General features: G+C 41.0%; 23 protein-coding genes. 4 read left to right on the top strand and 19 right to left on the bottom strand.

Annotation, left to right across the window (positions count from 1 at the left end):
• Positions 1-106: 106 nt before the first annotated feature.
• Positions 107-820 (bottom strand): GntR family transcriptional regulator, encoded by a 714-nt coding sequence (locus tag IGK63_RS02615; RefSeq protein WP_016611336.1) that lies wholly within the window; start codon positions 818-820, stop codon positions 107-109.
• A 167-nt stretch (positions 821-987) separates the two neighbouring features.
• Here IGK63_RS02615 and IGK63_RS02610 point away from each other — a divergent pair, with 167 nt between their 5' ends.
• The gene (locus IGK63_RS02610; RefSeq protein WP_034871905.1) at positions 988-2,412 is read left to right on the top strand and encodes a glycoside hydrolase family 1 protein; all 1,425 of its coding nucleotides are present in this window, start codon (positions 988-990) and stop codon (positions 2,410-2,412) included.
• 518 nt (positions 2,413-2,930) lie between these two features.
• On the opposite strand, the gene IGK63_RS02605 is transcribed toward IGK63_RS02610, so the two are convergent.
• Positions 2,931-3,035 carry a putative holin-like toxin gene (locus IGK63_RS02605; RefSeq protein ID WP_017144486.1) on the bottom strand — a complete coding sequence of 35 codons (105 nt, stop codon included), beginning with the start codon at positions 3,033-3,035 and terminating at the stop codon, positions 2,931-2,933.
• 367 nt (positions 3,036-3,402) lie between these two features.
• Between IGK63_RS02605 and IGK63_RS02600 the strand changes: the two genes are divergently transcribed.
• On the top strand, positions 3,403-4,236 hold the full coding sequence (locus IGK63_RS02600) for an AraC family transcriptional regulator (RefSeq protein ID WP_034871906.1): 834 nt from the start codon (positions 3,403-3,405) through the stop codon (positions 4,234-4,236).
• Entirely contained in the window at positions 4,229-4,648 is a 420-nt protein-coding gene (locus IGK63_RS02595; RefSeq protein WP_005232083.1) for a DUF2000 domain-containing protein, read from the top strand. The genes IGK63_RS02600 and IGK63_RS02595 overlap by 8 nt, the downstream gene beginning before the upstream one ends.
• A 194-nt stretch (positions 4,649-4,842) precedes the next feature.
• Here the strand turns inward: IGK63_RS02595 and IGK63_RS02590 are convergent, their stop codons facing one another.
• The 3 genes from IGK63_RS02590 to IGK63_RS02580 all read right to left on the bottom strand — a co-directional run bounded on the left by IGK63_RS02590 (position 4,843) and on the right by IGK63_RS02580 (position 7,345).
• Positions 4,843-5,385, bottom strand: a complete 543-nt coding sequence (locus IGK63_RS02590; RefSeq protein WP_016611343.1) for a DUF3267 domain-containing protein — start codon at positions 5,383-5,385, stop codon at positions 4,843-4,845.
• Between the two features lie 58 nt (positions 5,386-5,443).
• Complete coding sequence (locus tag IGK63_RS02585; protein WP_005232089.1) at positions 5,444-5,761, bottom strand: hypothetical protein; 318 nt, start codon at positions 5,759-5,761, stop codon at positions 5,444-5,446.
• Positions 5,762-6,220: 459 nt separating this feature from the next.
• Positions 6,221-7,345: a GGDEF domain-containing protein gene (locus tag IGK63_RS02580; RefSeq protein ID WP_429972428.1), complete on the bottom strand. Its 1,125-nt coding sequence runs from the start codon at positions 7,343-7,345 to the stop codon at positions 6,221-6,223.
• A gap of 136 nt (positions 7,346-7,481) precedes the next feature.
• On the opposite strand from IGK63_RS02580, the gene IGK63_RS02575 reads away from it, so the two are divergent.
• Positions 7,482-8,225, top strand: a complete 744-nt coding sequence (locus IGK63_RS02575) for an EAL domain-containing protein (RefSeq protein WP_005232094.1) — start codon at positions 7,482-7,484, stop codon at positions 8,223-8,225.
• A 373-nt stretch (positions 8,226-8,598) separates the two neighbouring features.
• Here the strand turns inward: IGK63_RS02575 and IGK63_RS02570 are convergent, their stop codons facing one another.
• The 14 genes from IGK63_RS02570 to IGK63_RS02505 form a co-directional block, all read right to left on the bottom strand.
• Positions 8,599-8,946: a DUF7006 family protein gene (locus tag IGK63_RS02570; protein WP_016611346.1), complete on the bottom strand. Its 348-nt coding sequence runs from the start codon at positions 8,944-8,946 to the stop codon at positions 8,599-8,601.
• Positions 8,947-9,071: 125 nt separating this feature from the next.
• Positions 9,072-9,467, bottom strand: a complete 396-nt coding sequence (locus IGK63_RS02565; protein ID WP_008377891.1) for a hypothetical protein — start codon at positions 9,465-9,467, stop codon at positions 9,072-9,074.
• Between the two features lie 173 nt (positions 9,468-9,640).
• Positions 9,641-9,970, bottom strand: coding sequence for an LPXTG cell wall anchor domain-containing protein (locus tag IGK63_RS02560; RefSeq protein WP_429972427.1), 330 nt, complete (start codon positions 9,968-9,970; stop codon positions 9,641-9,643).
• Positions 9,971-10,004: 34 nt separating this feature from the next.
• Entirely contained in the window at positions 10,005-10,568 is a 564-nt protein-coding gene (locus tag IGK63_RS02555) for a hypothetical protein (protein ID WP_008377887.1), read from the bottom strand.
• 25 nt (positions 10,569-10,593) lie between these two features.
• On the bottom strand, positions 10,594-11,112 hold the full coding sequence (locus IGK63_RS02550; protein WP_034871937.1) for a hypothetical protein: 519 nt from the start codon (positions 11,110-11,112) through the stop codon (positions 10,594-10,596).
• Between the two features lie 39 nt (positions 11,113-11,151).
• Positions 11,152-15,729 (bottom strand): hypothetical protein, encoded by a 4,578-nt coding sequence (locus IGK63_RS02545; protein WP_429972426.1) that lies wholly within the window; start codon positions 15,727-15,729, stop codon positions 11,152-11,154.
• A 373-nt stretch (positions 15,730-16,102) separates the two neighbouring features.
• On the bottom strand, positions 16,103-17,578 hold the full coding sequence (locus IGK63_RS02540) for a helix-turn-helix domain-containing protein (RefSeq protein ID WP_016612451.1): 1,476 nt from the start codon (positions 17,576-17,578) through the stop codon (positions 16,103-16,105).
• Between the two features lie 234 nt (positions 17,579-17,812).
• Positions 17,813-20,050, bottom strand: coding sequence for an ATP-binding cassette domain-containing protein (locus IGK63_RS02535; protein ID WP_016612450.1), 2,238 nt, complete (start codon positions 20,048-20,050; stop codon positions 17,813-17,815).
• A gap of 361 nt (positions 20,051-20,411) precedes the next feature.
• Positions 20,412-20,993, bottom strand: a complete 582-nt coding sequence (locus IGK63_RS02530) for a GNAT family N-acetyltransferase (protein WP_016612449.1) — start codon at positions 20,991-20,993, stop codon at positions 20,412-20,414.
• A gap of 165 nt (positions 20,994-21,158) precedes the next feature.
• On the bottom strand, positions 21,159-21,635 hold the full coding sequence (locus IGK63_RS02525; RefSeq protein ID WP_034872811.1) for an SAM-dependent methyltransferase: 477 nt from the start codon (positions 21,633-21,635) through the stop codon (positions 21,159-21,161).
• An 86-nt stretch (positions 21,636-21,721) separates the two neighbouring features.
• On the bottom strand, positions 21,722-22,540 hold the full coding sequence (locus IGK63_RS02520; protein WP_016612447.1) for a MerR family transcriptional regulator: 819 nt from the start codon (positions 22,538-22,540) through the stop codon (positions 21,722-21,724).
• A gap of 178 nt (positions 22,541-22,718) precedes the next feature.
• Positions 22,719-23,618 (bottom strand): hypothetical protein, encoded by a 900-nt coding sequence (locus IGK63_RS02515; RefSeq protein ID WP_016612446.1) that lies wholly within the window; start codon positions 23,616-23,618, stop codon positions 22,719-22,721.
• 1 nt (position 23,619) lies between these two features.
• The gene (gene celB / locus IGK63_RS02510; protein WP_195265273.1) at positions 23,620-24,900 is read right to left on the bottom strand and encodes a PTS cellobiose transporter subunit IIC; all 1,281 of its coding nucleotides are present in this window, start codon (positions 24,898-24,900) and stop codon (positions 23,620-23,622) included.
• A gap of 707 nt (positions 24,901-25,607) precedes the next feature.
• A complete protein-coding gene (locus IGK63_RS02505) occupies positions 25,608-26,351 on the bottom strand; it encodes a hypothetical protein (RefSeq protein WP_008377866.1) in 744 nt (247 codons plus the stop codon).
• Positions 26,352-26,516: the final 165 nt, after the last annotated feature.

Here is a 26,516-nt window from a genome sequence, read left to right as displayed (position 1 = left end):
TTATGGGATGATCATACACCAGCTCTTCCAAAAAGTAAATATCTTTATTTAAAATTATATATCTTTTTTTGAAAGTAAAAAAAAGACCAACGAAATTCGTTAGTCTTCACTTCTCAACAAAAACTGCTTCAAAAATAAAATCTTTGTATAAATGTCTCGAAAGAGAATATTCAAACGGTATACCAGAAGACAATGACACCACTTTGTCTACCTCTATCATAAACTCGCCTGGTTTTACAGAAAGAATTTCCGCATCGAAATCATTTGCCACATCCCCTTTGATCCAAATATGGGAAGATTTAATCTCTAGACCAAGCTCATTTGTAATGTAGCCATATACAGAACGTTTCAAATGCTTTGGTTCTAACCCCGGTATAACAGAAAGTGGCATAAACGTTTGCTCAATAGAATAAGGCTGTTCATCAATAAAACGACTTCTAATAATATTATAGACATACTCTTTTTGATTTATTTCTAAAATTTCTGCAACTTCATTCGATGGCAATTCAATTGAGAACGTATGGATTTCAGAAGTCACATGTTCTTCCCCTACTAAATCAAAAAGACCTTCATTTGGTCCAAACACTTTCGAATTATCAATTGGTCTGCGTAGAACTTCCGTTCCAAATCCACTACGTGTTCGTAAAACTCCCTCTGATACTAGCATATCAATACCTTTCTTCACAGTGAGCTTACTTGTTTGATACTCATGCGCAAGTTCATCGCCCGTAGGTAATTTTTCACCGATTTGATAGGTTCCATTGGCAATTTTTTTCTTTACCTCCGTATAAACCTCCATATATTTTGGCTGTTTCTTCATAACTTACTCCCTCATACTCATCTCTATTACTTATACTTTAACATAAAAATTGTCTTTTTACAGCTAAAACCATACCCACCATAAAAAGATATATATTTTTAATAAAAAGTATTTATTTATATCAAAAGCAATGTTACACTGTTAAAAACGAACAGGAGGAAACGATAATGTCAATACATACTCAGTTAACATTTCCAGATGACTTTTGGTGGGGATCCGCTTGGTCAGCAGAACAATCTGAAGGGCGTGGAGAAACAGGAAAAGCAGAGACCGTATGGGATCGGTGGTTTCACGAAGAACCTCATCGTTTTTATAAACGAATTGGACCTAGTATTACGACAGACCATATCCATCGTTACCACGAAGATATTCAATTGATGAAACAAACCGGGCACGATTCATTTCGGGTGTCTATCTCATGGGCACGAATGTTTCCAAATGATGGGGTTGGTAAAGCGAACGAGAAAGCGATAGCCTATTATCGAGATCTTTTTACCGAAATGAAAAATAATAATATCAAAGTTTTTGCGAATCTCTATCATTTTGACATGCCAGCAAAATTACAAGATAAAGGGGGATGGGAATCACGTGAAGTTGTTGAAGCTTATGTAAATTTTGCTGATACCTGTTTTCTAGCGTTTGGCGACTTAGTTTATCATTGGTTCACCTTTAACGAACCTTTGGGGCCAATCTTGGGCTCTTATTTAGAAGATTTTCACTATCCAAATCTCATTGATTTTAAACGTGGTGCTCAAGCAGCGTTCTTTACCATATTAGCCCATGCAAAAGCCATTCAAACTTTTAAAAAATACCAGCTATCTAGCAAAATCGGAGTAATTCTCAATTTGAGTCCGACTTTCCCAAGAAGCCAAAATTCAGCAGATAAAAAAGCAGCAGAAATTGCGGATCTTTTTTATACTCGTAGTTTCTTAGATCCCATGGTCAAAGGAGTATTTCCAGAAAAACTAGTCTCTTTGCTGGAGGAATATGACCAATTACCCGTTGATTTCAATGACACAGACCTAAAAATTATTGAAGAGAATACCGCGCAGATACTTGGTCTAAACTACTATGAACCACGCCGTGTCAAAGCAAGAACTTCTGCCGTTAATTTAGAAAGTCCATTCTTACCAGAATGGTTCTTTGAACCGCATATTATGCCTGGTCGTCGAATGAATGAATATCGTGGATGGGAAATCTATGAAAAAGGAATTTATGATTTATGTATGGACATCAAAAATAACTATGGAAATATTGAATCCTTTATCTCAGAAAACGGTATGGGTGTTGCTAATGAAGAACGGTTCATGGATGAAAATGGTCAGGTGATTGATGACTATCGCATTGAATTTATCCAAGATCATCTCGCCTATTTATGGAAAGCAATTCAAGATGGCTGTAATATAAAAGGGTATCATCTATGGACATTCATTGATTGTTGGTCATGGATCAATGCATATAAAAACCGCTACGGCTTAGTTTCTTTAGATTTAGCCACACAGAAACGTACAATAAAGAAAAGTGGCTTGTTTTACAAGGAACTAAGTAAGCAAAACGGTTTTTCCTACGATCTCGAGCGATTGGTAGATTAGCATTCACGAATATGATCGATAGTGATCTGTATAGAAGAAACCTGTTGCCACAACTCCTCTTTCGCACCTTTTAAGAAGGCGACAGGGTTTTATTAGTAATAAAATAACCGTTTCCTTGCTAAAGTTGACGGTTATTTTTTTGTCATTTTTCACTGTGGCTAGGATACGAAAGAGCAGCACGGCAATAAATGTACCAGAATTTATCTGGAACTTATTAGCCGCTAGTTTCGATAATAATGCTTCCCTTTTCTTTAAACATTGCATTCGTTTTTAGATGTTCGAACACTTTTCAAAAATGACTACATCGAACACCTTATTCCAATTGAGAATAAGGTTTTGCCTATGTCGCTTATCGATTTTGTTTGAAAATATCCTTGTTAAAGTTGAAAAATCACTCTCTTCTTGCTATACTAACTATGTAAAGAGGAGTTGTTGCCACAACCCCTCTGCAGCGCCATTTAAGACGGTGACAGGTTTTTTAACTTAAAAGATAACCGTTTCCCTGTTAAAGTCGACGGTTATTTTTTTTTGTCATTTTTCACTGCGGCTAGGATACCAAAGATCAGCATGGCGGTAAATGTACCAAAACTGATCATTAGCCCGATTGCTTCCGCTGTGGACAAAAAGGCTTCTCCTTTCTGAGGAGTTAGTACTTACATTCATAAGCACCACCACCTTTCAAAGATAGCCACCGTCACAAACTTTACTGCAGTCAAATGGTACCATACTTCCATCAATAAAACTTTCAAATGCCAAGGATTTGTCATTATTTTTTCACGGTGCATGGTCCATTTGCTTTGATTCATTACATAAAATCGTCAAAATAACCCGCTGTTCTCTCTTCAATCCTGGTCCACTCTTTTCCGACCTTCTCCAGCCCCTTTTCTCAATCCCAATCAAGGGCCTTCCATCAAGAAAAATAGTCAAAAGTCAATATCATTCTATTCACCAAAAACCACTTTTGTTATAGTAACAAAAAGGAGAATGCAGATGAGAAATGAACGAAAAATCATTCAAGATAGCACCCTTGGTGTAGAGGCTTTATTATTTAACGGCATCCAGCAGGAGTTTCCTAACCATTGGCACGAATATTATGTGATTGGCTTGATGGAAGCTGGAACGCGTCAATTCACCTGTCAAAATACCTGCTATATCGTTGAAGCAGGCGACTTGATTTTGATTCCACCAAAGGCTGCCCATCGCTGCCAGCAACTCACGGAGGAGAAGCTGGTTTACCGCAATATCCACTTAACCCCGGAGAACATGGCCGTACAAGTACAAAAAATTTTTAACACTCAATTGACGCCGCACTTTCCTGAACCGGTCATTCGCCAAGTGAAAGAAAAAGAGGAACTTCATGCAGTTCATCAGCTGCTGCTGTCGGATCGCGGCGATGAGTTTGAAAAACAAGAACGCTTTACTTGTCTCCTTCACGACCTGCTTGTTCAGTATGCGGATTTCACCCACGAACAAACAGATCCGGTTTCAAATAAAGCCGCAGCGGCAAAAGCCTATATCGATCAACATTATGCCGAAAAATTGTCCTTGAGTGAATTAAGTGACGTTCTTGGAATGAATCAGTACGTCTTGATTCGGCAATTTACCAAAGCGTATGGGCTGTCGCCGTTTCAATATTTAAGTACGGTGCGCATCAGTGCTGCCAAGAAAAGACTAGAATCACAAGAAGCAATTGCAGAAGTCGCTTTTCTGACAGGTTTTAGTGACCAAAGTCATTTTACCCGTATCTTTAAAAGCTTGATTGGGGTCACCCCGAAAGCTTACCAAACAATTTACCAAGAAGATGGAGTGAGAACGTATGAATAACCAAGAAAAATGTGTCATGATTATCGATGAACAATTACCGATTGGCTTAGTTGCAAATACTGCTGCAATTTTAGGCGCAACCTTGGGCAAATTGTTTCCCGAAGGAATCGGAGAAGATATTTACGATTCGACAGGCAGAAAACACCTTGGCATTGTCAACTTTCCCATTCCTATCTTAAAAACGAACAAGGAGCAGTTGCAGACCATTCGTGAATCGATCAGTCAGCAAGCAGATCCAGAAGTAACCATCATTGATTTTTCCGACGTTGCTCAGACCACCAATTCTTACGAGCAATACCGTCAGACGCTTGAGACGATTCCCACAGAAACACTGGCTTATTTTGGTCTTTGTTTAAAAGGCAAGAAAAAGAGTATCAATAAAGTCGCTGGTAGTTTGCCGTTGTATCGGTAAAGCGCTAGTAAGAAAACGGTCGTTTAAAACAAATTTTCTTTTTGTCGGCCGAACAGTCTTCTTGCTATATACGTTATTTATAAACAGTCTTACAAAAAAACAAACACTTTTGAGGTGTTTGTTTTTTTGTAAGAGATTTTCTAGCATACATTTTCTTGCTCTTTGATTTTGCCAAGATCAATTGAAAAAATAAACTACTCTCCTTGATAAATATTCAACCCCACTTCAGTATCTTCTACACAACTGTTCGCTGGTGCTTTAACAATCAGAAAAAGAAAGTAAAAGTCTCCCACACAAGAAGCGGCATGTGCGGCAGCAATCAAGGTGAAAAGAGATGCCGTCAACCAGCCAAATAAATAAAATAGAAAGAGACCCACAGAAATGCCAAGGAATGGCGCCAATAAAATGATGGCAAATTTCCCTTTTGAATAAAAGGAATGGGGACTCGTGGCATATGCTACCCCATTTTTGAACCCAAACTTTACCTTCCCTTTAGGGTCAAAAAGCTTGAAGAAGGCACCATGGATCAATTCATGAATAATGATGAGAATAAAATACGCAACCATTAAGAGCAAAAGATCGAAAATAAACGAAGTTTCAGCATTTGACCCATGACCACCTAAGACAAAGAGTGTAAAGAACACATAGAAAAAAATAAAACTAGGGATCGCCGCGAGATTCAATCTCTTTATTGTTTTTTTATCATCCATTAAATTGATTTGTTTGAGTAATTTCATCGCTGTTCTCCTTTTCTTTTCGACATTCTTCTTAGTACTTAATTTCTATGAATTCCCTTTACCCAACCAACAAGAGCAGCAAACACAAAACCAGTGCCGTTAAAACGAAGAGGAAATTGATCGTTTCTGGCGCACCTTCGATCCTTCTCTTTAATGGCGGAGGACGAAAACTTGGATTCATGCTTTTCGTTTGGTAGTCCACGCTGCTTGATAAAAAGCTATCGGAAGGGATCATAAACACCAAGAGAACGCCATAAATAATGGATGCAGGAATCAGGAGTGAGCATTTGGCTAAGTAGCCAATCAGTAGACTCACGATCAAAGGAATAGCTACGTATAAAGCACTTTGGTACAGTGATCGCCGAATTGGTTTCATAGGGAAGTCTCCTTAGTCAGTCTTCGTTACACACAGGAAAAAAATAATTTTATTTACTTATCAAATAAATATACCATTGCTTTCTAAGGGTGTAAACACGCAGAAAACCAATTCGATGCTGCCAAGTGCGGCTACCCAATGCTTGGTGCAAAAAAAGAAGTGGTTTCTTCCCACTTCTTAAAAAGCACTCTCCTTGCCTTTCTATCCTCGCTTAACCTCTCAAGATAATCGGAAACCGTTTAGTAAACCATTATACTTACCAGATTGCTTCCCCTCTTCCTTTTGAAAAAGCTACGACGCTGGACAAAGAAGCCTGCGAACATTGTCTCTTTATTAAAACTTCTTCTGAAAAGCATTCGTCTAAAAAAATCATACGGCCTTGTCTTTCCTTTTGGTTTCCTACAACACCCAATCTACTTGAGAAAAGACTGCGGAACCTTCTTTAGAAAAGCAAGCGTCTCAAGAAAATATAATCGTGCGGTTTCTGCCCTTCCTTTTGGCTTCGTACAATGCTTGATCCGCTTGATAAAAGATTTCTGAAATGTCTAACGTAGGACCTGCTTCTGAAATCCCTGCTGAAAAGTAAAGGGTCAGTTGTGTTCCCTCTAGTTTCAACTGTTCATTACTTAAGAACAAATGAAATTCTTCAATAATTTTTTTCACTGACACGGAAGTATTCTCTTTAAATAGGACTAAAAATTCTTCGCCACCATACCGATAGACTTCGATTAAATGGGAAGGACTTTTTTGATAGAGAAATGTCGTCAGTTTATCCGAAAAGAAGGTTAAGGCTTGATTGCCGATTTGATGTCCATGGTGATCATTGATCTGCTTAAAATGATCTAAATCCATCATCACCACGACCAGCTGATCCTTCTCGTTTATCACCAATTTTGAAATATCTTCGTTCAAACTACGGAAATTTTTTACCTTCGTCAACTCATCATAATTGCGCTCAATGATCTTCGTATTGATTTTTTCGAGAAAGTTTTTTTGATTCTGCAGATAATACTTCCATAAAGAAACGATTGCCACTGATCCAATCCCTAAAGTGACAGCATCCCAAAGACCAACTTCACGGCGATGAAAAAGCAATGCATTGACCATCGGCGAGACAACCGTAACCACAATCGAAAATAGATAAAAGACAGTATGATTTGTCTGTCCGTAAAATCTTTTCTTTAATAAGCAAGTAATGATTAAAATGATGTAATTTAATCCGATAATAAAGAGCATGGCTCCCCATTCGAATTTATTGATCAATGCAAAAAAAGTTAGCAAGATGACGGGGACCAGCCCAATCAGATATATTTTTTCTTTGAGGATACCAAAATAATAAATAAAGATTGGAATCGTATATTCATACGCAACATAACCGATACTGTTCAAAGAAAATGATATAATAAAGTAGACTTGCGAAATGAACAGAACGACACCGATAAGAATTTTAAATGACAAGCGTAAATTCAATTCTTTGAAGTTCTTGATAAACAAATCATACGAAATGAGCAAGCTTACAACTAAAATAGAATAGATCGCAGCATAAATCAGATGGACAAACACACTATTCCTTCTTTCTTTCATAGATTTTTCTTTAAAATCCTTCGCCCATGATTTTGAAAGGCTCGATTCTTTAACAATGCAGGTAAAGAACTCGATCTTCCTTTCCTGCACTTCATGAAACCAAAAATAAAACTACCCCAGAAAGGAGCAGAAACCAATGTCTGAGAAAATAGAACAAGAACTCTTATCGATATTTCCTCAATTATATTTTGATGCCCAGCCTATCTTTCAAATGAAAGCAGATAGTCAGAAAGTGATTGGCTACGAATTATTATTGAGAAGTACCGAAAGAAATAGGTTTCCCCTTTCCTTCTTCCAGCAAGTGATCAAATACAAAAAGCTACACACTCGCTTACTGCAATGGTACCGAAATGAAATTTTCAGCTTACTTCACCCGAATGAAGAAACAAAAATCAGTCTTAATATCCACCCGCAACAACTCAGCTACCCAGAAACCTTTCTGATGTTAGCTGACTTAGCACCCTACCATGATCGTATTTTGATTGAGATCACCGAAGACGATACGGAACCTTCTATCGCCTGTGATCCCAAGTCTTTTCTTATGAACAAAATCAACCAAATAAAAAAGATGCGCTTTTCTGTCGCATTGGATGATGTAGGGACAGGCATTCATTCACTGACAAATATTGCACCGATGCTGGATAAAATCGATGTGATCAAATTTTCGCCTATCTCGTTGCGAGTGCTGTCCCAAAAGGAGATTTTCTTTTTGATCGACTTCTGGCGAAATATCGCCAGCAATCGTAAAATCCAATTTATTGTCGAAGGGGTCGAAACCTCGGATATCCATGAGTACTTGCTTGAAGAAGAGATTTTTCTTCAACAAGGGTTTTATTTGGACAAACCTTCCCCAGCTAATCAATTAAAGCGAAAAAAATAGCCATCGCGTCGTTTATTTTTCTCACTATACGCGATTAAAAATAAACGAATATTAAAAAAATGAACAGATGCCCTTCAAATATAACACAAATAATTTTATTTGCAGAATTTTTGCTGATTCGGCATCGTTTTAACGGTGATTTTACATGAGAGGGAGTAGAAACCAAAGCAAAGACCTTTTTCAGATAAATGAATAGACAAAAAGCATTCAAGAAACCAATTCCTGAATGCTTTTTGTCTATTCACCCTTTTTTTCGATACAAACCTTCTATTTCAATCGCTCACCTTTACTAATTGCAGAAACATTAAAAATACTCATCACTTCTTACCAAATCGTTTTGCTAGAAGTGATTCCGACTATTCCCCTCCTTGATTTATCTCACGTTGAAAACCAGAGAATGCTTCGTTTCCATTCCTAGATTGTAACCGCACAATTCTTTCAGATAAAAGCGATAATCTTTTTCGACGATTCGGATGATCTCGTCATCGGAAAAATCGTCAAATCGCATCATTTCTGTGACTAAAACCAGTTTGGCATCGATTCCCAGAATATCTGGGGTGATCGCCCAAAATGTTTCTGGAGAAATCCCTGCTACCAATTGATCAAGTAACGTTAATTGCTTTTCTACATAAGAGGCTAAGGCACCATTTTCACGATTGGAATCCGTAAATTTCTTTTGAAATCCATCAAGATATTCTATCTTTGAAGTAAATACAGTCAAGCTTCTTTGCTCCTTTCTTTGAGGGGAACAAGCCCCCTTATTTTCTTCCTAAGTCTCAGCCTATTCTTTCTCGTTATCTATTCACTACTTTTTCTAGCTACTGAAAAAACACCAAGGTCCAGTAGTCAATGAAGAATATCCAGCAACCCTCTGACCAGTTGCTTGTAATGCTCTTTTTGATCCTTCGCCTCATCTTCTGCCTTGATTGAAAGACTTTGCTCAATTGCTTCTTGAGGCATCAACAAATGGGTGTTCAAATTTGAGATGTACGAGACGCATTCTTCCAACAACTGATACTCTTTTTGTAGGACACTAGGTACTTTATACGTACGAAAAATGAACAAATAGCGAGCATTCGCTTTTATTTCTTCTATGTGATTATTTTCTAATAAGTAACGCATCTTATCTATTTGTTCCCCTTGGGGATAGGGGCTAGAATCTGCAGTCAGCAGATGATAGTAGTAGCCAATATATTCACTATTTATGATGGTTCTTTCAAACGCTTCTTTCTTGATCTTCATCTTCTGTATCCTTTCAAAACTATCACTGACCTCACTTATACAGCGTTTGTGGTATCACTAAGGACTGCTTACTTTTATGATTCATTTTTTATCCGCTCTACTCTTTCATTAAAAAAGAGAAACTGTAAGTTTTCCTCACAGTTTCTCCTTTACGCTTCTAGCGATGACGATAGTTAAGGAGCGACGCTTTCACCGTGCTTCTTTTTTCTTGTCGCTGCAATGACAAACAGTACTAAGAGTGCATACCCAAGGATGATCAAACTGCTTGTGTTTGAAGAACCTGTTTGCGGTAATTTCCCTTGTCCGATTTGAGAAGCATCTGCGACGATCGTTTTCTTATTGTCATCGTCTGCTTCTTCCTCTTTCTTCGCTGTTTCACCAATTCGACCAGTCACAGTGACCTGCCCTGTTGTCGCCTCTGCGACAATGGTTTCTGATAGCTCCCAGACAGTCAGAGCCAGTAATGCAGCGATGAAAAAAATGATTCTTTTTCGTTTTTTCATACGATAGATCCCTTCTTTACTGGGATTTCAGTTTTTAGTCTTCCTCTACATCCGGCGCAAAACTCAAGACCAATTTGAAACTTGGGTTTGATTCTTCTGATGCATTGACAGGAGTTGCTTCACCAGTGAACGCAAACGTCCCTTCATTCGTTCCTTGGTTGCCTTCAAGGGTAAACAATTCTGTTTCTGTTACAGTTGGTGTGCCGTTTTCAAACAACTCAATCCCGTTTACGTTTAACAAGTCTACTTCAGACATATTCAATGGTGTATCAACACCTGCAACAGAAGCGATCACACCAACTGCTGAGTTATTTGTCACTGTGTACGTAGGCGAAACGATCTCTGTATGACTTGACGCTTCTGTCGTATAGAACAAAGCAGTCGTTGGAATCGTTACATTGATCCATTGGTTCAAATCATCGGGATTTGGTCCAGGTGTTGTATTATCGAATTCACCGATGATCCCGTTTACTTGGACATCTCCTGACGTATCGCCTTCACGTCCGTCAATAGTTTGTGTCGCAAAAGCGGTGGTGCCGCTTGCGATTACTCCTGCGATCGTTGCTGTACTTAGAATAGCTGCTACAAATTTTTTCATTTTTATTTCCTCACTTTTCCTTTTTTTAATTCTTAACGATAATCGTTAATTCAGCTTCAGTGACCCCTTGTTTTTCTTTGCTTTCAGGGTCGTAAATATTGATGGTGGCTTTGGCAGGATACTCGCCTTTTGCCAATGGTGTCGCTAAGGCGACATTTTCAACAAATTGATTTGGATAGATCGCACCGGAAGAATAGATGACTTCCCCGCTCGACAGTAAAGAGATATCCACGGCGATTGGGTACACATTGGTGCCTGGATTAACGATTTCGATGGATCCCGTGCTTTGACCATCTTCAAAAATGGCTTCTGGATTGATTTGCAGGGTGAAATAATTCGCATCTGCAATTTCCTGCGCCCGTTCAGATAATCGCTGATCGGTGGCATCGCCAGATTCAGGCAAAAGGTCTGCACTGATCAACGGAACTGCTTCTTTTGATTGATAGAAATAGTACCCGAGTCCACCGGCAAGTACGGCCAATAGCAACAACCACCAGAGCCATTTCCGTCGTTTTTTATTTTCGGTTTGATTCGTTTGCTCCAATGGATTCACCTCCTTCACGTTTGGTACGATCTTTTTTTCTTAGTCTCGTGGAACAAAGCGTAAGACGATGCGATAATTCGGTACGAGCAAGTCTTCATAATACCCGCCTTGATCGGCTTCTGAATCAACGACCCATTGCGGGTAATCCCCATAGAAATCCCCTGTTAAGGAAATCGGCACGCGACTTCTTTCTTCTAAGCGAACCAAGTGTTGTTCTTCCATCGCTTCATAGAGTTGAATCTGGGTTTCTTCCGTTTTTAGGTTCAATCGCAACAGCGGGGTTGAGATATCGTCATAAGTAAGGGTTGGGTCTTCCTCTTCGCTTTCACTTTCAGCGTAATCGAGGGGATCTTCTCCCTCTTCTAACAAGACGATTCCGGCATGATCATCGATCGCCAATTGATTGATATAGGTATCCACAGCAAGTGGCGATTGATTGCGGATCTCATACGCTTGGCTTTCAAAATTACGATTCGATTCCGCCGTATTGTACAAGGATTCAAAGACCATTTTGGTCGGGATCGTCACTCGCATATGCTCCAGTTTCGATGTCACATCGATACCGATAGTCATCTGGTAGGCTTTATTCCCCACCTCAAGAACAGCGAAGTAGCTGCCGTCTTCGTCCACTTCTCGTGTAAGATCCGTTTCTACGATGCGAAAGTCATCCGTCATATCCGCTTCCGTCAATACATTTGCGGCTTGCGCGCGACTTTCTTGAAGGATCAAAGCATCTAATTCTTCTTGCGTGCTTAATTCATTAATTTTATAGCGATCTAAGGTGATATTGTATGCTTCAAAATTCACACCTTTAATCACCGTTTGACGAGCGGTCACATCGACATAGGTCTCAATCGAAGGTTTCGATAAGAAAATCGACACTTCTGTCTCTGTTTCCAATCGCTCATTTTCTCTTAAGGGAATGCGGAAATAGCGATACAGCTGATTTTCATCCCGATAGTCGCCCCATTCGATTCGTTCAGAGTTTTTGTCCAATTCGACGATTTCTCCATCGGTATTTGTATAGGAGATCAAGGTGATATCGGTATCCTCGTACATGGAACCAGTGATTTCAGTCGACTGATCACTCAATGCATCGATTCGGGCAATGAGGCCTTCTGGTTCTGAAAAACGAATCTTATTGAAGTTATTCTTAGCAATCACTTGGTAAATGTCCGTTTGTTTTTCCAGACTTTCCAAAGAACCCTCTAATTGCTCGCCACTCAGTAATCTGGAACGCGCTTCGCCATTTCCTGTGCCGCCATAAGGGAATGTATTCCCCCCATTTCGATTGATTCGCATCGTTCCGGAAATATTGATAAATTCTTCTGTTGGTTCATCTAAAGAAGCATTTTCCCAAACTGCTAATTTTTGACTCGCAACATTGATTCTCAAACCGTTCGCAACCGTATTTTGTGCAGATCGGATCAAACGCTGCAATTGCGCATTGGCTTGACCAGTTCTTGTCGTAGGATGACTAATTTCAAACAAATTCACATTGTTTATATTCAATCGTGCATTGGCAAGTCTGAAATAAAGAACTTCAGATTTATTTCTTATGGTTTCCAATACAACCGTAGAATCTTCTCCTGCCGAAAATGAATTCCGCACATTGACTAACGGGCGATTGATAAATTCCGCTGATGTTCCCATGCCTGTCCGATTATCGGTCATGGAAAAATTAGCTCTGGCCCCTACTGTGATATTCGCAAATGAATTCGAATGATTGCTTGAGGCATTGCCTCCCGCCTGAGTATTTAAACCTCTCGCAACACCTTTAAATGTTGCCTCATCATTGAGAATGAAATTAGAGGAAGTCGTTACTCTAAAGATTCCTCCAGATTGATCCACGTCGAGGGTAGCCCCTTTACCAATCCGAACAAATGAATTACTAGCAGTCAACCAAATAAATCGGGAATCTGAAGTCGTTCGATCTCTTCTTGACGTCATGGTAGCATTGTCTTGCAACTCCACTCTTTGTGATACTCGGATTCTGGAATAATTTTGACTTGTTGCTGAATTTTGAATCGCCGTCGTTGTTGGCTCTGTCAAATGCACTTCAGCATGTTGCGCAAGCGTAACTGAACGAACAGTGGTGTTTCCTGTCATTCCTCTAGCAGCGTTTATTCTCGTATAGGAATTTTCGCCGAATAACAGATCTGTTGTTCCGACTCCCTGTAGAAATCGTCCACCAGTATCAACTTCGACTTTACTTCCTTCTTCCATCGTAAATTTCGAATTCGCCAAGGTTAAACGAAAAACGGCTCGTGCAGCTTGTCGCGTAGTATGATTGACCGTTACTTCCGCTTCACGACCTAGTTTGATTTCTTCTCTAAACCGGAAAAAATCAACATTTGCATTGCTTCGTCCAGAAACGGTGATTTCAGAGTGATCGCCCACATGCAACCGGCGAATGGTTGAAGAAGCAGCAGATGAGGTACCACCGGTAAAGCCTTGTGCGGTTTGTAGGCTGATCGTATTTGCCTCACCAATATAGATATCTGTTGTGCTGCGACCAGTCACCAATGGTCCTACTTGATTGAGGGTGATGGTTGCATTTGCTTCTGACAAAAATTGTGAAGCCGTCGACGTTGAACCCAGTGCAATGAAAGGATTGGCTGCTGATGATGTGCGAGAATAATTGATCGCTGCTTTTTCTCCTAGGAAGAAACGTCGTTGCACGGAAAAAGAATTGGCTGCTGTGCTCGTTGAATGCTCAGCAACATTGATTTCAGCCCCTTCAAGCAGCTCAAATTGATCGACCATCGTTCCAGCGGTAAAGCCATTCCCTAATACGCCCGTTAATTTTGAGTATTTCCCTAAAGTGACATGGGACAAACTTGCGTTGACAAACGCCCCTCGCTGGTTCACGGCTATTTCAGAATAGTCACCAATGGTGATTTTCCCGTTGCTTGATGCTAAGCCGATGACGACATTCGATGTACTTGCTGAAGAGGTCGTTCGCGTTCTCGGCACGTCAATTGTTGTATGACTTCCGATTTGAACCGAAGACGTTGCGAAAAAGGTTCGATACGCTTGACCAACAGTGGCATTACTAGGTTCACTTATGGTTATATCCACCTGATCACCAATCGCAATACTGTTGACTGCTACGTTGCCATTAAACCCGTTGCTATGCTGATTGTTCATTTTCACGTGGTCTTGAATCACTATCGTGGTACTAGCCACACCCGTAAACATCGGTCCATGCTGCGATATTCGCGTTTGTGTATTCTCCCCAAAATCGATGGAGGAATTTGCACTTTGGAGCTGGATAAAAGCTCCGGTCGTTGTGCCCGTCCGCGTTCCTTCAATAATGGTAGGTTGGTCCGCGGTACTATTTTCAACGATGAAGCGGTGTCCGACATTGATGGCGGGCGTCCCGCTGACCGTCCCGTACTCAGATAGTTTTAACTGACTCCCTGCTTGTAACCTTACTTCGCCTAGCGTGCTGGTGGAATTACCAGAAAGCCCCTGTCCCGTGCCAACATCTAGTGTTGCCCCGGTTGCTAGCGTCAACCGACTATCTTGATTGGCATTTGGTAGAGAAACCATTGCGCCAGATTGGCGAATCGTGGTCATACTTCCTTGACCAAAATCAAGGCTTGCTGCGGTACCTGTCATGTGAAAGACAGTGCCAGTATTGCTGTTGGTACTTCGGGTGACAGAAATTTCAGCTTGGCTAGCGACTACTACTTGATTCATTTCAAAGATTGGTGTGGCATTTGATGAGCGATGATTGATCGTCAATTGGCCTTCGACCAAGAGTCCTTCAGCCGTGAATAACGTTGGAATGGAAGACGTCGCTGTCGTCACCACATTGGTTCCTTTGAAATGAAGATGTGCTTGGTTGTTATTCACCACGCGTCCTGCGGTAGTGGTCAGCTCCAGTTGGGTATCTTCAAAGGTAATCGTTGAAGCCCCAGTTGTTTGAGCCAGCCCTTGCGCCGACTGAATGCCTTGTTGTTGCACCCCTTGCCAAGTCAGTTGAACAGGTGCCGCAAACTGCATCAGGTTCTCTGCCGCCGTCTGCGAAACGATCACAGGCGTATCTTGACTACGAAAAGTAACGTCTGTCCGTTGGATACCACTGATTGGCTCAGTTAATGCCAAGTTGTTGGCAAAAGTAAGCACCAAGGATTGATCATTGGCGATTTCTTCGTAATGATACTCCGTGCCATCTTCATCGGTGAAGGATTCCCCAAGTAAAATTGCCCGCAATTGCGCCTCACTTACTACAGTCAATGCGACCGCTGAAGCTTCAGCATCAAACCTTTCGACTTGCTCATTCTCAGCTTCTGTTTCCGCTTCATCTTCTGAGCTATCTGGCGTTTCTGCTTCGGGCAGTGCTTCATTTTCCTCTGCTTCTTCTTGGCTAGCTGTCGTGGAATCATCCGTGGCTTCCGAAGAAGATTGTTCTTCACTGCTTTCTTCGGTTGTTTCTTGGTCTTCCGATAGATCAGCAGAATTAGTGGTTTCCTCAGTTGAGGAGTGTTGCGTCTCTTCAGAAAGTGACTCTGTTTCTGCATAAGCAACTTGCTGGAACGCCAGCGTCGTGTTGACCGCCGTGCTGCTTAGTAGGAATACTGCAGAAAACAATGTAAGTAGTTTCATCATATCCTCCTTTCTTCAAGTCTTTGGTGCGTCAAGAAGGTTGAAGCTAAGAAACAGCCTCCTCCTTTTCACACAAAGTTGTCTCAATATTCTTCGTTTTTGGGGGAACGACAAAAAAAGACATTTGGACGAATCAAATGTCTGAAGAAAGTTGTTAGATTGGGTTTTTGTAAAATAATATCTACATACGAGTTCCTATTTCTTAAAAACGAAGGTTATTGAGACGAAAAAAACTGTAAGTGTATCACGCGTGGTCCTTACTAAACTAAGAATAGCGTGGTCCTTTAGCAAAAGAAAATCATTATTTTCATAAACACCTGAAATAGATGAATAAATAACCTACCTCTTTCACTGTGTGAAAGGTACGGGAATGGGTTTAAAAAAGCGGTTTTTGATACGGGTTTATTTTCCGTTCAAGATGTTCCCAATCTCGATCATCTGGAAGAGATTTTAATAATAAATAATCTGTTTTGACTTTGTAATCGACGAGATAGCGATTGTAATTGGTCACGATCAAATCAATATGTGATCCATTTAGCGTCTTCTTTGTTAAATATTGCAGCTGCACAAAGGTCAACTCGTGCTTGCTGCCAAACCGCTGGATTGCTCGAGTTTGAATGTGCTGGCACACAAAATGATCTCCTTCTAGGAGAAAATAAATGGTTTTTGCTGGTGCGTAATAATCGAAAATCAACTCGCTATAAATTGTTAAACTGACACAGATGTCTTCTAAGTAAGCACTAGACAAAGAGAGTTTTTTGCTCTGCTCCTTAAGAAATTGTAAGTTCTTTTGATAATTCTCGCTGTTGGAACGCATGATCACTTCTTTGATATCATCCATTTCCTTGTTCAAAACCGGCGCAATCGCATGGTTTATTTTCCTCGATAAAAAGAAAGAACGTAAAAACGTCGCCACCGTAATGGCTTGCTCTTTGGGCACATCATGGTTCTGCAGAAACAATTCGGCCACGTTTGCAATCGCTGTACCTTGATGAAACTGACGGTAAAATTTCTGCTCTCGTTCTTCTTGATCCAAGGTTCGCTTACACAGGGTGACCAAGTAGATCCAAGCAAATTCTTCTTTGGGCAACTGGGTCTGATAGATTTCTTCAATGCCTTTTTTCAAGGAATAAAGTTTGGCGAAACTATTCCCTTTATACGCTTGCCTGACCAGTTCTTTGGGCACAGTGATATGATAGCCAAGGCTCGCGCGTTTGATGGCAATATAAAACGTATAGTAAAACGCTGCGGGGGTCGCCCCAGATCCGATTTCATAATAGCCGAACTTGTCATCCAATTGCCCTAAAATCAGGTCATGCAATACTTGGTCTGGGACCAATGTATAGATCGTTTCGACCCCTTCATAATAAAAATCTTTGAAAAACTTACGTAAGTTGGCTTCGCTTCCTTCAATCGTTAAAGGATTGGAGGTCCATTGTAAGCCATAGCTTTTCAAAATAGGGTTGCGCTGATTGAGTAAGCGCCGAAATGTACTCTCTGAAAAATGGTAATGATGTGCTAGCTCATCCACCTTAGCTAACTTGCCATGAAAGATATTCCCGATAATTTCAAATAAGCATTCATTTTTTAACAAACTTTGTTTTCTTTTTTGATATTCTGTAGGCTTTTTCTCTTCGAAAACAAACCCGCTATTGCCGGAAACAAGAACTATACTGTCCCCAAAATATTCTTTCATGTATTTGATATCATTGGCAATCGTCCGCTGAGTTACCTGATTGCGCTCAGCTAAGTCGCCAATCGTAAACACCCGATCTCGCTCAATCGTACTCAACAGCCGAAACAACCGCGCGGTTGTGCGGTTGCTGATGAAGGCCAATTGCAGCTCTCTCATCCACTCCACTCCTTTTTCAAGAGATTCTTTTCTATACTATTACATAAATAGACCACTATTTGGTAATTATATACTCAAATTTACAGTATTTTTATCAAAAAACCTACTAATAATGAAAAAAATAGCGTTCTGAATTTTATTTTCTAACTTGTAATCGCTTCTTCGATGGAATGAAAAAAGCCGCAAGCAACACTCGATGAAAAGAGCTGCTTACGGCTAGTCTTGGTTTTTTCGTTAAAATAAATACTGCGCAGTAATCGACGATTGACAATTGATCAGTTGGTCTGGGGTTCCTTCGTACAAGATTTCACCACCGCGAATCCCACCATCAACACCGACATCGATCAGCCAATCCGCTGCTTTCATGACCTCAAGGTTGTGTTCGATCACGATCACCGTGTTGCCTTTTTCCACTAATCGTTCGATGATCGCCAAGATGCTTTTGATGTCGGCCATGTGCAATCCGGTCGTTGGTTCATCCATAATGTAGATATTGCCTTTTTTGCTTAATTCTTTTGCTAACTTCAGTCGTTGGCATTCACCGCCAGACAAGGTATTTAATGGCTGTCCGAGGGTCATGTATCCTAGACCTACAGCCAAAATCTGTTTTAGTTTTCTTTGAATCGCTTTTTCCTCAAAAAACTCCACCGCTTCCGTGATACTCATGGCAAGGACTTCATCGATCGACTTGCCTTTCAAGCGATACTGGTAGACTTCTTCTTTAAACCGTTTGCCGCCGCAGGCCTGACACAAAACCTCGACGGAATCCATAAAGGACAGCTCCATCTTGATGGTCCCGTGGCCCTTACATGTTTCACAAGCACCTTCGGAATTGTAGGAAAAAAGACCTGCTGAAACCTTGTTTTCTTGCGAAAACAACTTGCGAATGTCATTCATGATTCCTGAATAGGTTGCAGGATTAGAGCGAATATTCCCCGCCACCGCTGATTGATCGATCGTAATGGCTTCAGGGTATTCTTTGGCAAAAACACCATTTACCAAACTGCTCTTTCCAGAACCAGCGACACCGGTCACCACCGTAAATACCCCTAATGGCACCCGCAGTGCTGTATTTTTCAAGTTATGCAGCGTCGATTTTTTCGTTTCGATAAACTGTTGGCTTCTGCGAGGGGCTTCTTTGAAATCCACCATCTGTCCAAAGGCTTTGCCAGTCAGTGTATCTGAGCGCAGCAATCCTTCAAAGGTTCCTTCGTAAGTAATATAGCCGCCATTTTTCCCAGCTTTAGGACCAACATCGATAATATGGTCGGCTGCTTTAATGACATCTGGGTCATGCTCCACTACGATGACGGTGTTCCCTTTGTCCCGTAGTTTGACTAACAATTCATTCAATCGATGGACATCCCTTGGATGCAGCCCAATACTCGGTTCATCAAAAATGTAGATCACATCGTTCAAGCTAGAAGACAAGTGTTTGACCATTTTTACCCGCTGACTTTCCCCACCAGAAAGCGTCGTTGTTTCACGGTCTAAGGAAACATAATCCAACCCGATATTGATCAGATCAGTGATTCTCGCTTGGATGTTTTGAAGCAGGGGTTGGACACTCTCCTCCGAGATTTCTTGAAGAACCGTCAATAGTTCATCCACTTGCATCGCCAAAACGTCCGCAATCGAATAGCCCGCGATTTTACACGCGAGTACTTGTGGATTGAATCGTTTTCCCTGACAGTCAGGACACTTCTGCTCATTCATGAAAGAAGCGATTTTCTTCTGCGTAGCAGCGGAGCTTTCATTGCCGCCTTTGATATTGGAGCGATTAAAACGAGCGACTAAGCCTTCATAGGTGGAACTCATGCCTTCCATATACAAGGAATCGATTTTTTCTCCTTGGGCATACAAAAAGCGGTTCATTTCTTCTTCGCTATATTCTTTCAACGGCTTGTCATTGTCAAAAAAGCCCGTATTGGTGAAGGACTTCAGTAGCCAAGAGCCGACTTTGTAGCCAGGAAGCAGGATCGCCCCTTCGTTCAAGGACTTTTCAAGATCCAGTGCCTTTTCTAAATCTAACCCGACGATCCGCCCAATCCCTTCGCAAGTGGGACACATCCCATGAGGGTCATTGAAGGAAAAATTCCATGCAGGACCTAAATACGGTTGACCAAGACGAGAAAAAAGCAAGCGGATCAAGGGGTTGATATCCGTGATCGTCCCTAATGTAGAGCGGGAATTGCCGCCTAAACGGCTTTGATCAACTACTACCGCCATCGAAAGATTGTCGATGGCATCCGCATCGGGCTGGCTGTATTTTGGCAAAAAGTTGCGGACAAATTTCGAAAAGTTCTCATTCAGCTGTCGACCAGCTTCTTGTGCGATCGTGTCAAAGACGATCGATGACTTGCCAGAACCAGAGACACCCGTGAAAATCGTGATTTTTCTTTTGGGAATCTTCAAGTCAAAGCCCTTCAAATTGTTCTGCCTGGCGTTGTGGATCGTAATGTATTCCTGCATGCTATACCCTCCCAGATTCTATTGAATTTTTACAGTGAGCGACCATTATAGCACAAACATTCTCGCTGTTTCTCGGAATTTTGCAAAAAAACTATGTTTATTTTATGTTTTGTTCTCAATGTTGGAATAGCAAGGATAGAGGGCTTATGCAATTTTTCGATAACTATTGTATAGGAAGGAATTTAGAGTGCGAACGAAGTTAGAAGATAGAGCGAAGAAGGAGTATTTTGAATGACCTTAAATTGCTAAAAGGTAAAAAACAGTCCATTTCCCCTTGCTTGCAAAGTGAAATGGACTGTTTTCATGAAATAACCTTTAATCGTTTGAAGCCGAATGTTAGAGATCGGCCAGATCAGCCAGATCAGCTCACTACAGTTGACGGAAACGTTTTGATCAATGTCACCGTTTCTTCTGCCCCATAATCCCCTTCGGCATATAAAGCAAGATACTCTTCCAACAAATAGTCAGCAAGGTCTTGGGTAGATTGCGTAAAACCAGCCTTTTCGTAAGATCTGACTGCAGGGATATTTTTTCTCGATGGTCGCATCATCAATTTTTGAATGTCGAATGTTTCATGTAAATGATCACCGAGGGTGACGATCGCATCGGTACCAAATCCTTTACCACAATGACCTTCTCGATTCAACCAGATATCCAATTCTGCTATGCCGTCTTTTAGATGAAACGAGGAGTAACTAATAAAGCCAATAGGTTCACCTGCATGTAGAATCAAAAAGCCTCTGCCATCTTGCGGTTGGGCACCAGTAAAGTAATACTCTTGATAGTCCTCAAAAAACTCTGCTTCAGTGGCGATCGGTGCATTAGGATAAGAAGGTGGTCCGGAATGATATTTTGTGGTTTCAGAGTGAAAACACCATTGATAGACCGCTTCTTTATCTTTGATTTCCGCAGGGGTTAAAGTGACTTTGTTGCCTGTTAGCATGTGGTGTACTCCTTTCGCTCTTCCTAATGTTCCCCCCAATTATAGCGGAGGATGTCCCTTAAAAACAAACCGCGTTTTTTCTTTACTTGAATCGAACATCGACATTTCTTAAATTTTCATTGTTGCGCCAACAATCTACCGATTGATTCCTCTATTTTTTATCCTCTAAAAATTAAATTCATTTTCCCAATTAAAATCAGCAGATTCTTCTAAACTGTTCGGCCAATGATGGCACCAGGAAGGAACTCTGGGCACTTCTACTCGATCCAAACTTGGTGTGTACGGTTTGATATCTATTAGTGGCGTTTGGTCGTTTGCATCAATATAAGGAATAGAAAGAATTCCTTTCTCAACATCGACTGATAATACTTGAACAACACTTAATGCAATTGGATTTGGTCGGATGGGTGATCTCGTAGCAAATATCCCCATTTTTTCAGGCGCATGTTTATAGGGTTGCTCAGCATCCAAAATCATTCGATACTTTGCATCCGCAAAATCACTGAACCACCATACTAATTGAAGGTGACTAAATCCTTCAATCCCTGCCAAAGCTGGAACATATTCTTTCTTTAGCTTGAGCAAGCATCCGTCCTCATTGTTTTGAATGATTCCGATCGGTTGTAGTTTATATTCTGTCATTTTCTTTCCTCCATTTCCTCTTTGTGCTCTTAGAATAGTGCCTGACACAATGTGAGAGTCAAGAGAAAATAGAAAAAATCTGCTACTCATCGTTTTATGAGTGGTATTTGTATTTCAGTCAAATAATTGCTTTCCTCCTGCTCATTCCAAGGACCGCGATGCACGATTTGCCTGTCTGGTCCGTCCATTTGGTAATAAGGATGTTCTTGTAGCCACTCAGCCAAGGACAAATAGACGTTGGCTATGTTGGAGAATGCACCGTACACCATCGTGCACGCCATAATTGGCACTGCCTCCGTTTCGTAGATAGAAAATACTTTGGAATCTACTTGCAGGCCTGCTTTCACTTGCACACACAATTCAACATCGACATTTTTTTCTTTAAACTCTTGGTCGTGATAAATCGAAAATGATTGTCCGAAATTCTTTATTTTATGAAGCTCCATAAAAGTGGCTAGTTCTCTCCACAGTTCCTCTTCAGCAAAATAATTTGGTATGACTTTGCGAAGGGAGAGCACATGATAACTCGGGACTGCTTTCATTGTGACCTGATAATTGCGCTCTGTTCGTTCCTTCGTCAATTCTAATTTAGCTACTTCTAGTTTGATTAATTTTTGTTTTTCCGCCTCTATAGTTGTCTCAATTTCATCTTTTTTTCTTTCTAATTGTTCTGCAAGGAAGTCCTGCTCTTGGTTTTTCAGCAACACCGCAATTTCTGCTACACTAAAGCCGCTATCACGCAAATAGAGTATTTTATTGAGTTCAGGCAATTGAACAGCCGAATACAGTCGATAACCAGTAAACGTATCAATCCTATCGGGCTTTAATAGACCCATCTCATCATAGTAACGCAACATTCTGATACTCACTTGAGAGAGCTTTGAAAATTCACCTATCTTAAACATACGCACCTCCGATAGATTTATTATAAAAACACTTTATCCACACTTCAATGCTACTCACTATAAAAAACCGAAACAAAGAACTCACTCTCTGTTTCGGTCTTGCTTCATTATTCAACATTCAACGAAAAATTCTTCTAACACTTCTTGCATTTCATAGGCATGTGCCGATTTGTTCCACCTATCGGTTCACTGAGACGGCCATTCGGTGATAGGTATGGCGCTTGCCTCTGATGGCGATGGATAGTTGCAAGATGTTCTCGGGATCAGCGGTCCCAGAAAAACCTGCATCTCCGATATGATGAAGGTCGCAGCCGGCACGTTTGCTAGTCAATGCCAAGGCACGGATCGTACCTGTATCTGCACCTTCCTGTGTAGTACCGATGGTGCCCATGACCAACTGCCCTTTTTGGTGAATAAAGGCTACAAGATCACTCATGTGTTGTTCACTCAGACCAGGAATCGTGCCTGCAATGGGTACAAGAATAACATCGGCTCCCGCTTGAATGAACGCAGACGCAATTTTTTCATCTAACACGGGTTCATTGACACCAGCTCCGTGCATTTTTCCAGCAATAATGATCCCAGAGAAAACGGCTCTTGCTTGTTGGATTGCCGCTGTGATTTCCTTATTTGAAACGCCAGTGGAAGGATTTCCTGTCAGACAGATAAAATCAAATCCAAGTGCTTCTGCACGAGCCATGTTTTTCTTTGTTGCCAAACGCCCAGTAGCGATAGTTGTCAACTGTTCCATCTGCTCCGCACAATCGTCGACAGGCTCAAGATTGACCCCAATAGGCCGCCCCGTTAAGCACTGCAAAAAGCGAATGGGGTCATCCGTTGTCGGTAAACCTTTGATAGCGCCGTTTTCGCAATCAAAAAGGTTCAGTAAAATCAAATCCGCCCCAAATGCAGCGACGAATTCAGCATTGGTGATTCCTCTAGACATCGGATCGATTTGGACATCATTTTCTGCTACGATCGTCCGACCTGCACTTCCTCGGATACTTTCCAATAGTTGGTCTTTATCAAATGATTTAAAATCAGCTGCCGTGCAATTCAATAATCGTTTTGTCTTCATTTTACGCCCCACTTTCTGAACCGAGTTCACTGGCTAATGTCCGATTATCTAGCATTTTGAAGAATGGATAATAGATGGCTATAGAAACCGTCAGATTCACCAGCTGTAAGATTGCCCCCGAAATATGTCCGCCTGTGGCTAGATAACCGCCGATGATTGGCGGCATCGACCAGGGCACCAAAACGACGGCAGGTTGGACGATCCCCATGGCAACTGTCGTATAAGAGATGATATAGCAAACGACCGGTGTCAGAATATATGGGAACAAAATCAATGGATTCATAACAACGGGCAACCCAAACATGATGGGTTCATTGACATTAAAAACCGTTGATGGAAATCCGAGTTTCCCCAACTCTTTTAAATACTTGCTTTTACTTCTGACTAAGAGCAAGATCGCCAAGCCCAAAATCACCCCACTACCGCCAATCCAGACAAAGGTATTCATAAAGGTATAATTGATGATATGCGGAATCGTTTCGCCGTTTTGAAAAGCGATCCGATTTTCATCGATCATTTGAATCCATGTCGGCTGCAGGACGCTCAAGACCAAGTCCCAACCGTGGATGCCCACTGACCAAAACAATGACGTAAACATAATGGCAAATAGACCACCTATAAAGCCTCCACCAATGATCGATAAAGGTTGTCCCACAAGGCTGTACAGCAGATCATGAACATTCGTGTTGCCGAATGATTCCACTAATAAACGAATCACCCAGAAAAGCGAGAGGCAAAAGAATGAGGGGATCAATGCAATAAAGGAGCGACTGACCGCCGGGGGAACGTTTTCTGGCATGCGAATCACGATATTCTTTTGTACGAATAATCGGAAAATCTCCGCCGTGATTAGACTAGTGATGATTGCTACGATCAGCCCGCGGCTACCAAGATAAGACATTTGAATGCCGCCATCTTCAATCGGAGTGACTAAAAGAAAAACCGAAGCTGCCAATACACCGGCAGATAAACCGCTGACGCGGTAAGTGGTTGCTAAACTATACGCAATAGCAAAGGAATTGAACAGCGCCATCACACCAAAGGTCACTTGTACGACAAAGTCTAATTTGCTGCGCCATTCCCCGCCAAAAATACTAGTAACAAATAGGTTAAAGCCTTCCCATGGAACGTTGGATAAAATAACAAAAATGGAACCGATAATAATCAAAGGCATCGTGGTGACAAGTCCATCACGGATAGCAACTAGATGCTTTTCACCACCAATTTTCATTCCCCATGGCAGCATCTTTTCTTCCATAAATTTCTTTAACGAATCCTTCATAAGCTTCCTCCTTAACCTTAAAAGATCGCTGAAAGAGTGCGTTCAGGTATCTTTTCGAAGTGTGAATAGAAACCAAGGCTTGCCACCTTCAAGAACCTAGGATTGAAGTGCTGATCGCCAAAACGCTATTGCTATGAACACAGTAAGAACGCAAGGCTTTGGATTTCTCAACTATGACTGCCTATTTTCCATGCAACTGTTCTCAACTGATCTTCATACCTGTTATTCGCTGCAAACGATCCTGCGCATGAACCGTTTCAAACGACAAAAAAGGCATTGGACAAGATTGTCCAATGCCTTTGGCATAGCAAAATAAGCGTCCAGCATCCCACGGTTTTTGCCCAAAAACCTGCCTGAATCTACTAGAAATCGACAAGGAAATCGGGTACAATAAACACGTTGATGCCTTTGGCGATCAACTATGGCAACTTGATTGGTCATCCGTCTTAAGGGTGTGACTGATCAGGGCCTCGTAAATCTGTTGGCGCAGAGATACGAGGTGCCTATTTTTTTGGTTTCTATTCGCTTACATTTTATAGAATGTTTTTGGGAAAAGCAAGCGAACATTGCAACAAAATTGTAAATAATGGTCAAAAAAATAAAAAACTATTGTGATTTGTTCGATTGAAACAGAAAATAGTAATTACTTTGCGTATTTATAAAAAAAGGAGGACCGAATCATCCATGATTCAGTCCTCCTTTTCGCGTTAGACAAATACAAACAAAATTCCAGAGCAGATCGTGCCTACCAATAGCCCACGAATACTGCCTTCCCCTTCATTGGGTAACTCAAATTTGATGATATTCACCAGCAAAGCGCCGGTGATCAAGGCTTCAATGATGACCACCAAATAGTAGGGCAATGATACAAAGAGGGAGAACGCCGCTCCCGCGAAAATACTGAAGGAAAGCACAAAGCGGCCATATTTGTTATAAAGGGCACCATGATGGTGATAGAGCAACCAATCGTTCATGAGAAAGTGCAAACCAAAAGCGATAAAGTAGGTCAAAATGTAGAAACGCTCTGATAGCGTATTGGCAATCACGATATAGCCGATCATAATATTATAAATCACATGAAAAGCGATATCCGACCAAAAAAAGGCGTTTTTGGCACTGGTGATGTCTTTTTTTTCTAACACCATAAACGTCCGCTCATCGATTTTGTAGATCACGTAACTGAAGACTAAGCCAAACAAAACGATGCCATAGACCCCATGACTATAAAAAATCCCCGAGTCCCAGCCAAATTCATCAATCAACACCGTTTGAAAATACGCCAAATGGGGCAATAGATGAACGATCGCATAGGAGATTCCTACCCCAGCGGCAAAGGAGCTCATGTATTGCACGTTTAGTTTTCTGGATGAGATAACATTTGAAAATAGATGGATGAAGATAAACCCTAAAGTAATCATGCAATTCACAAAATTGTTTGTTAAATACGTCATTGTTTTCTCCTTCTTACATTCCGTTTACAGCATCGTTTAATCGCAATTTTCAATAACAAAGTCTTTTTAATTAGTTATTTTTGGTTATTTTCATGAAATATTCTTGTTTACTATACAGTAAGTGGGCTTGGGGGGCAATAGGTTTTTTAGGTTTTTGGGGAGAAA

Origin of the sequence: Enterococcus sp. AZ040, from assembly GCF_050499185.1 — a bacterium.
GTDB classification, from domain to species: domain Bacteria; phylum Bacillota; class Bacilli; order Lactobacillales; family Enterococcaceae; genus Enterococcus_D; species Enterococcus_D entomosocium.
Note: the sequence above shows the minus strand (reverse complement) of the source record. Positions and strands in the feature narration are given on the sequence as shown.

Bases quoted from the DNA above. Each gene is read 5' to 3' on its own strand.
- IGK63_RS02595 (WP_005232083.1), top strand. From the start codon at position 4,229: ATGAATAACCAAGAAAAATGTGTCATGATTATCGATGAACAATTACCG.
- IGK63_RS02505 (WP_008377866.1), bottom strand. From the start codon at position 26,351: ATGACGTATTTAACAAACAATTTTGTGAATTGCATGATTACTTTAGGG.
- IGK63_RS02560 (WP_429972427.1), bottom strand. From the start codon at position 9,970: ATGAAAAAACGAAAAAGAATCATTTTTTTCATCGCTGCATTACTGGCT.
- IGK63_RS02615 (WP_016611336.1), bottom strand. From the start codon at position 820: ATGAAGAAACAGCCAAAATATATGGAGGTTTATACGGAGGTAAAGAAA.
- IGK63_RS02515 (WP_016612446.1), bottom strand. From the start codon at position 23,618: ATGAAGACAAAACGATTATTGAATTGCACGGCAGCTGATTTTAAATCA.
- IGK63_RS02580 (WP_429972428.1), bottom strand. From the start codon at position 7,345: ATGAAAGAAAGAAGGAATAGTGTGTTTGTCCATCTGATTTATGCTGCG.
- IGK63_RS02555 (WP_008377887.1), bottom strand. From the start codon at position 10,568: ATGAAAAAATTTGTAGCAGCTATTCTAAGTACAGCAACGATCGCAGGA.
- IGK63_RS02540 (WP_016612451.1), bottom strand. From the start codon at position 17,578: ATGAGAGAGCTGCAATTGGCCTTCATCAGCAACCGCACAACCGCGCGG.
- IGK63_RS02545 (WP_429972426.1), bottom strand. From the start codon at position 15,729: ATGATGAAACTACTTACATTGTTTTCTGCAGTATTCCTACTAAGCAGC.
- IGK63_RS02575 (WP_005232094.1), top strand. From the start codon at position 7,482: ATGTCTGAGAAAATAGAACAAGAACTCTTATCGATATTTCCTCAATTA.
- IGK63_RS02590 (WP_016611343.1), bottom strand. From the start codon at position 5,385: ATGAAATTACTCAAACAAATCAATTTAATGGATGATAAAAAAACAATA.
- IGK63_RS02525 (WP_034872811.1), bottom strand. From the start codon at position 21,635: ATGACAGAATATAAACTACAACCGATCGGAATCATTCAAAACAATGAG.
- IGK63_RS02610 (WP_034871905.1), top strand. From the start codon at position 988: ATGTCAATACATACTCAGTTAACATTTCCAGATGACTTTTGGTGGGGA.
- IGK63_RS02530 (WP_016612449.1), bottom strand. From the start codon at position 20,993: ATGCTAACAGGCAACAAAGTCACTTTAACCCCTGCGGAAATCAAAGAT.
- IGK63_RS02585 (WP_005232089.1), bottom strand. From the start codon at position 5,761: ATGAAACCAATTCGGCGATCACTGTACCAAAGTGCTTTATACGTAGCT.
- celB (WP_195265273.1), bottom strand. From the start codon at position 24,900: ATGAAGGATTCGTTAAAGAAATTTATGGAAGAAAAGATGCTGCCATGG.
- IGK63_RS02535 (WP_016612450.1), bottom strand. From the start codon at position 20,050: ATGCAGGAATACATTACGATCCACAACGCCAGGCAGAACAATTTGAAG.
- IGK63_RS02565 (WP_008377891.1), bottom strand. From the start codon at position 9,467: ATGAAGATCAAGAAAGAAGCGTTTGAAAGAACCATCATAAATAGTGAA.
- IGK63_RS02600 (WP_034871906.1), top strand. From the start codon at position 3,403: ATGAGAAATGAACGAAAAATCATTCAAGATAGCACCCTTGGTGTAGAG.
- IGK63_RS02520 (WP_016612447.1), bottom strand. From the start codon at position 22,540: ATGTTTAAGATAGGTGAATTTTCAAAGCTCTCTCAAGTGAGTATCAGA.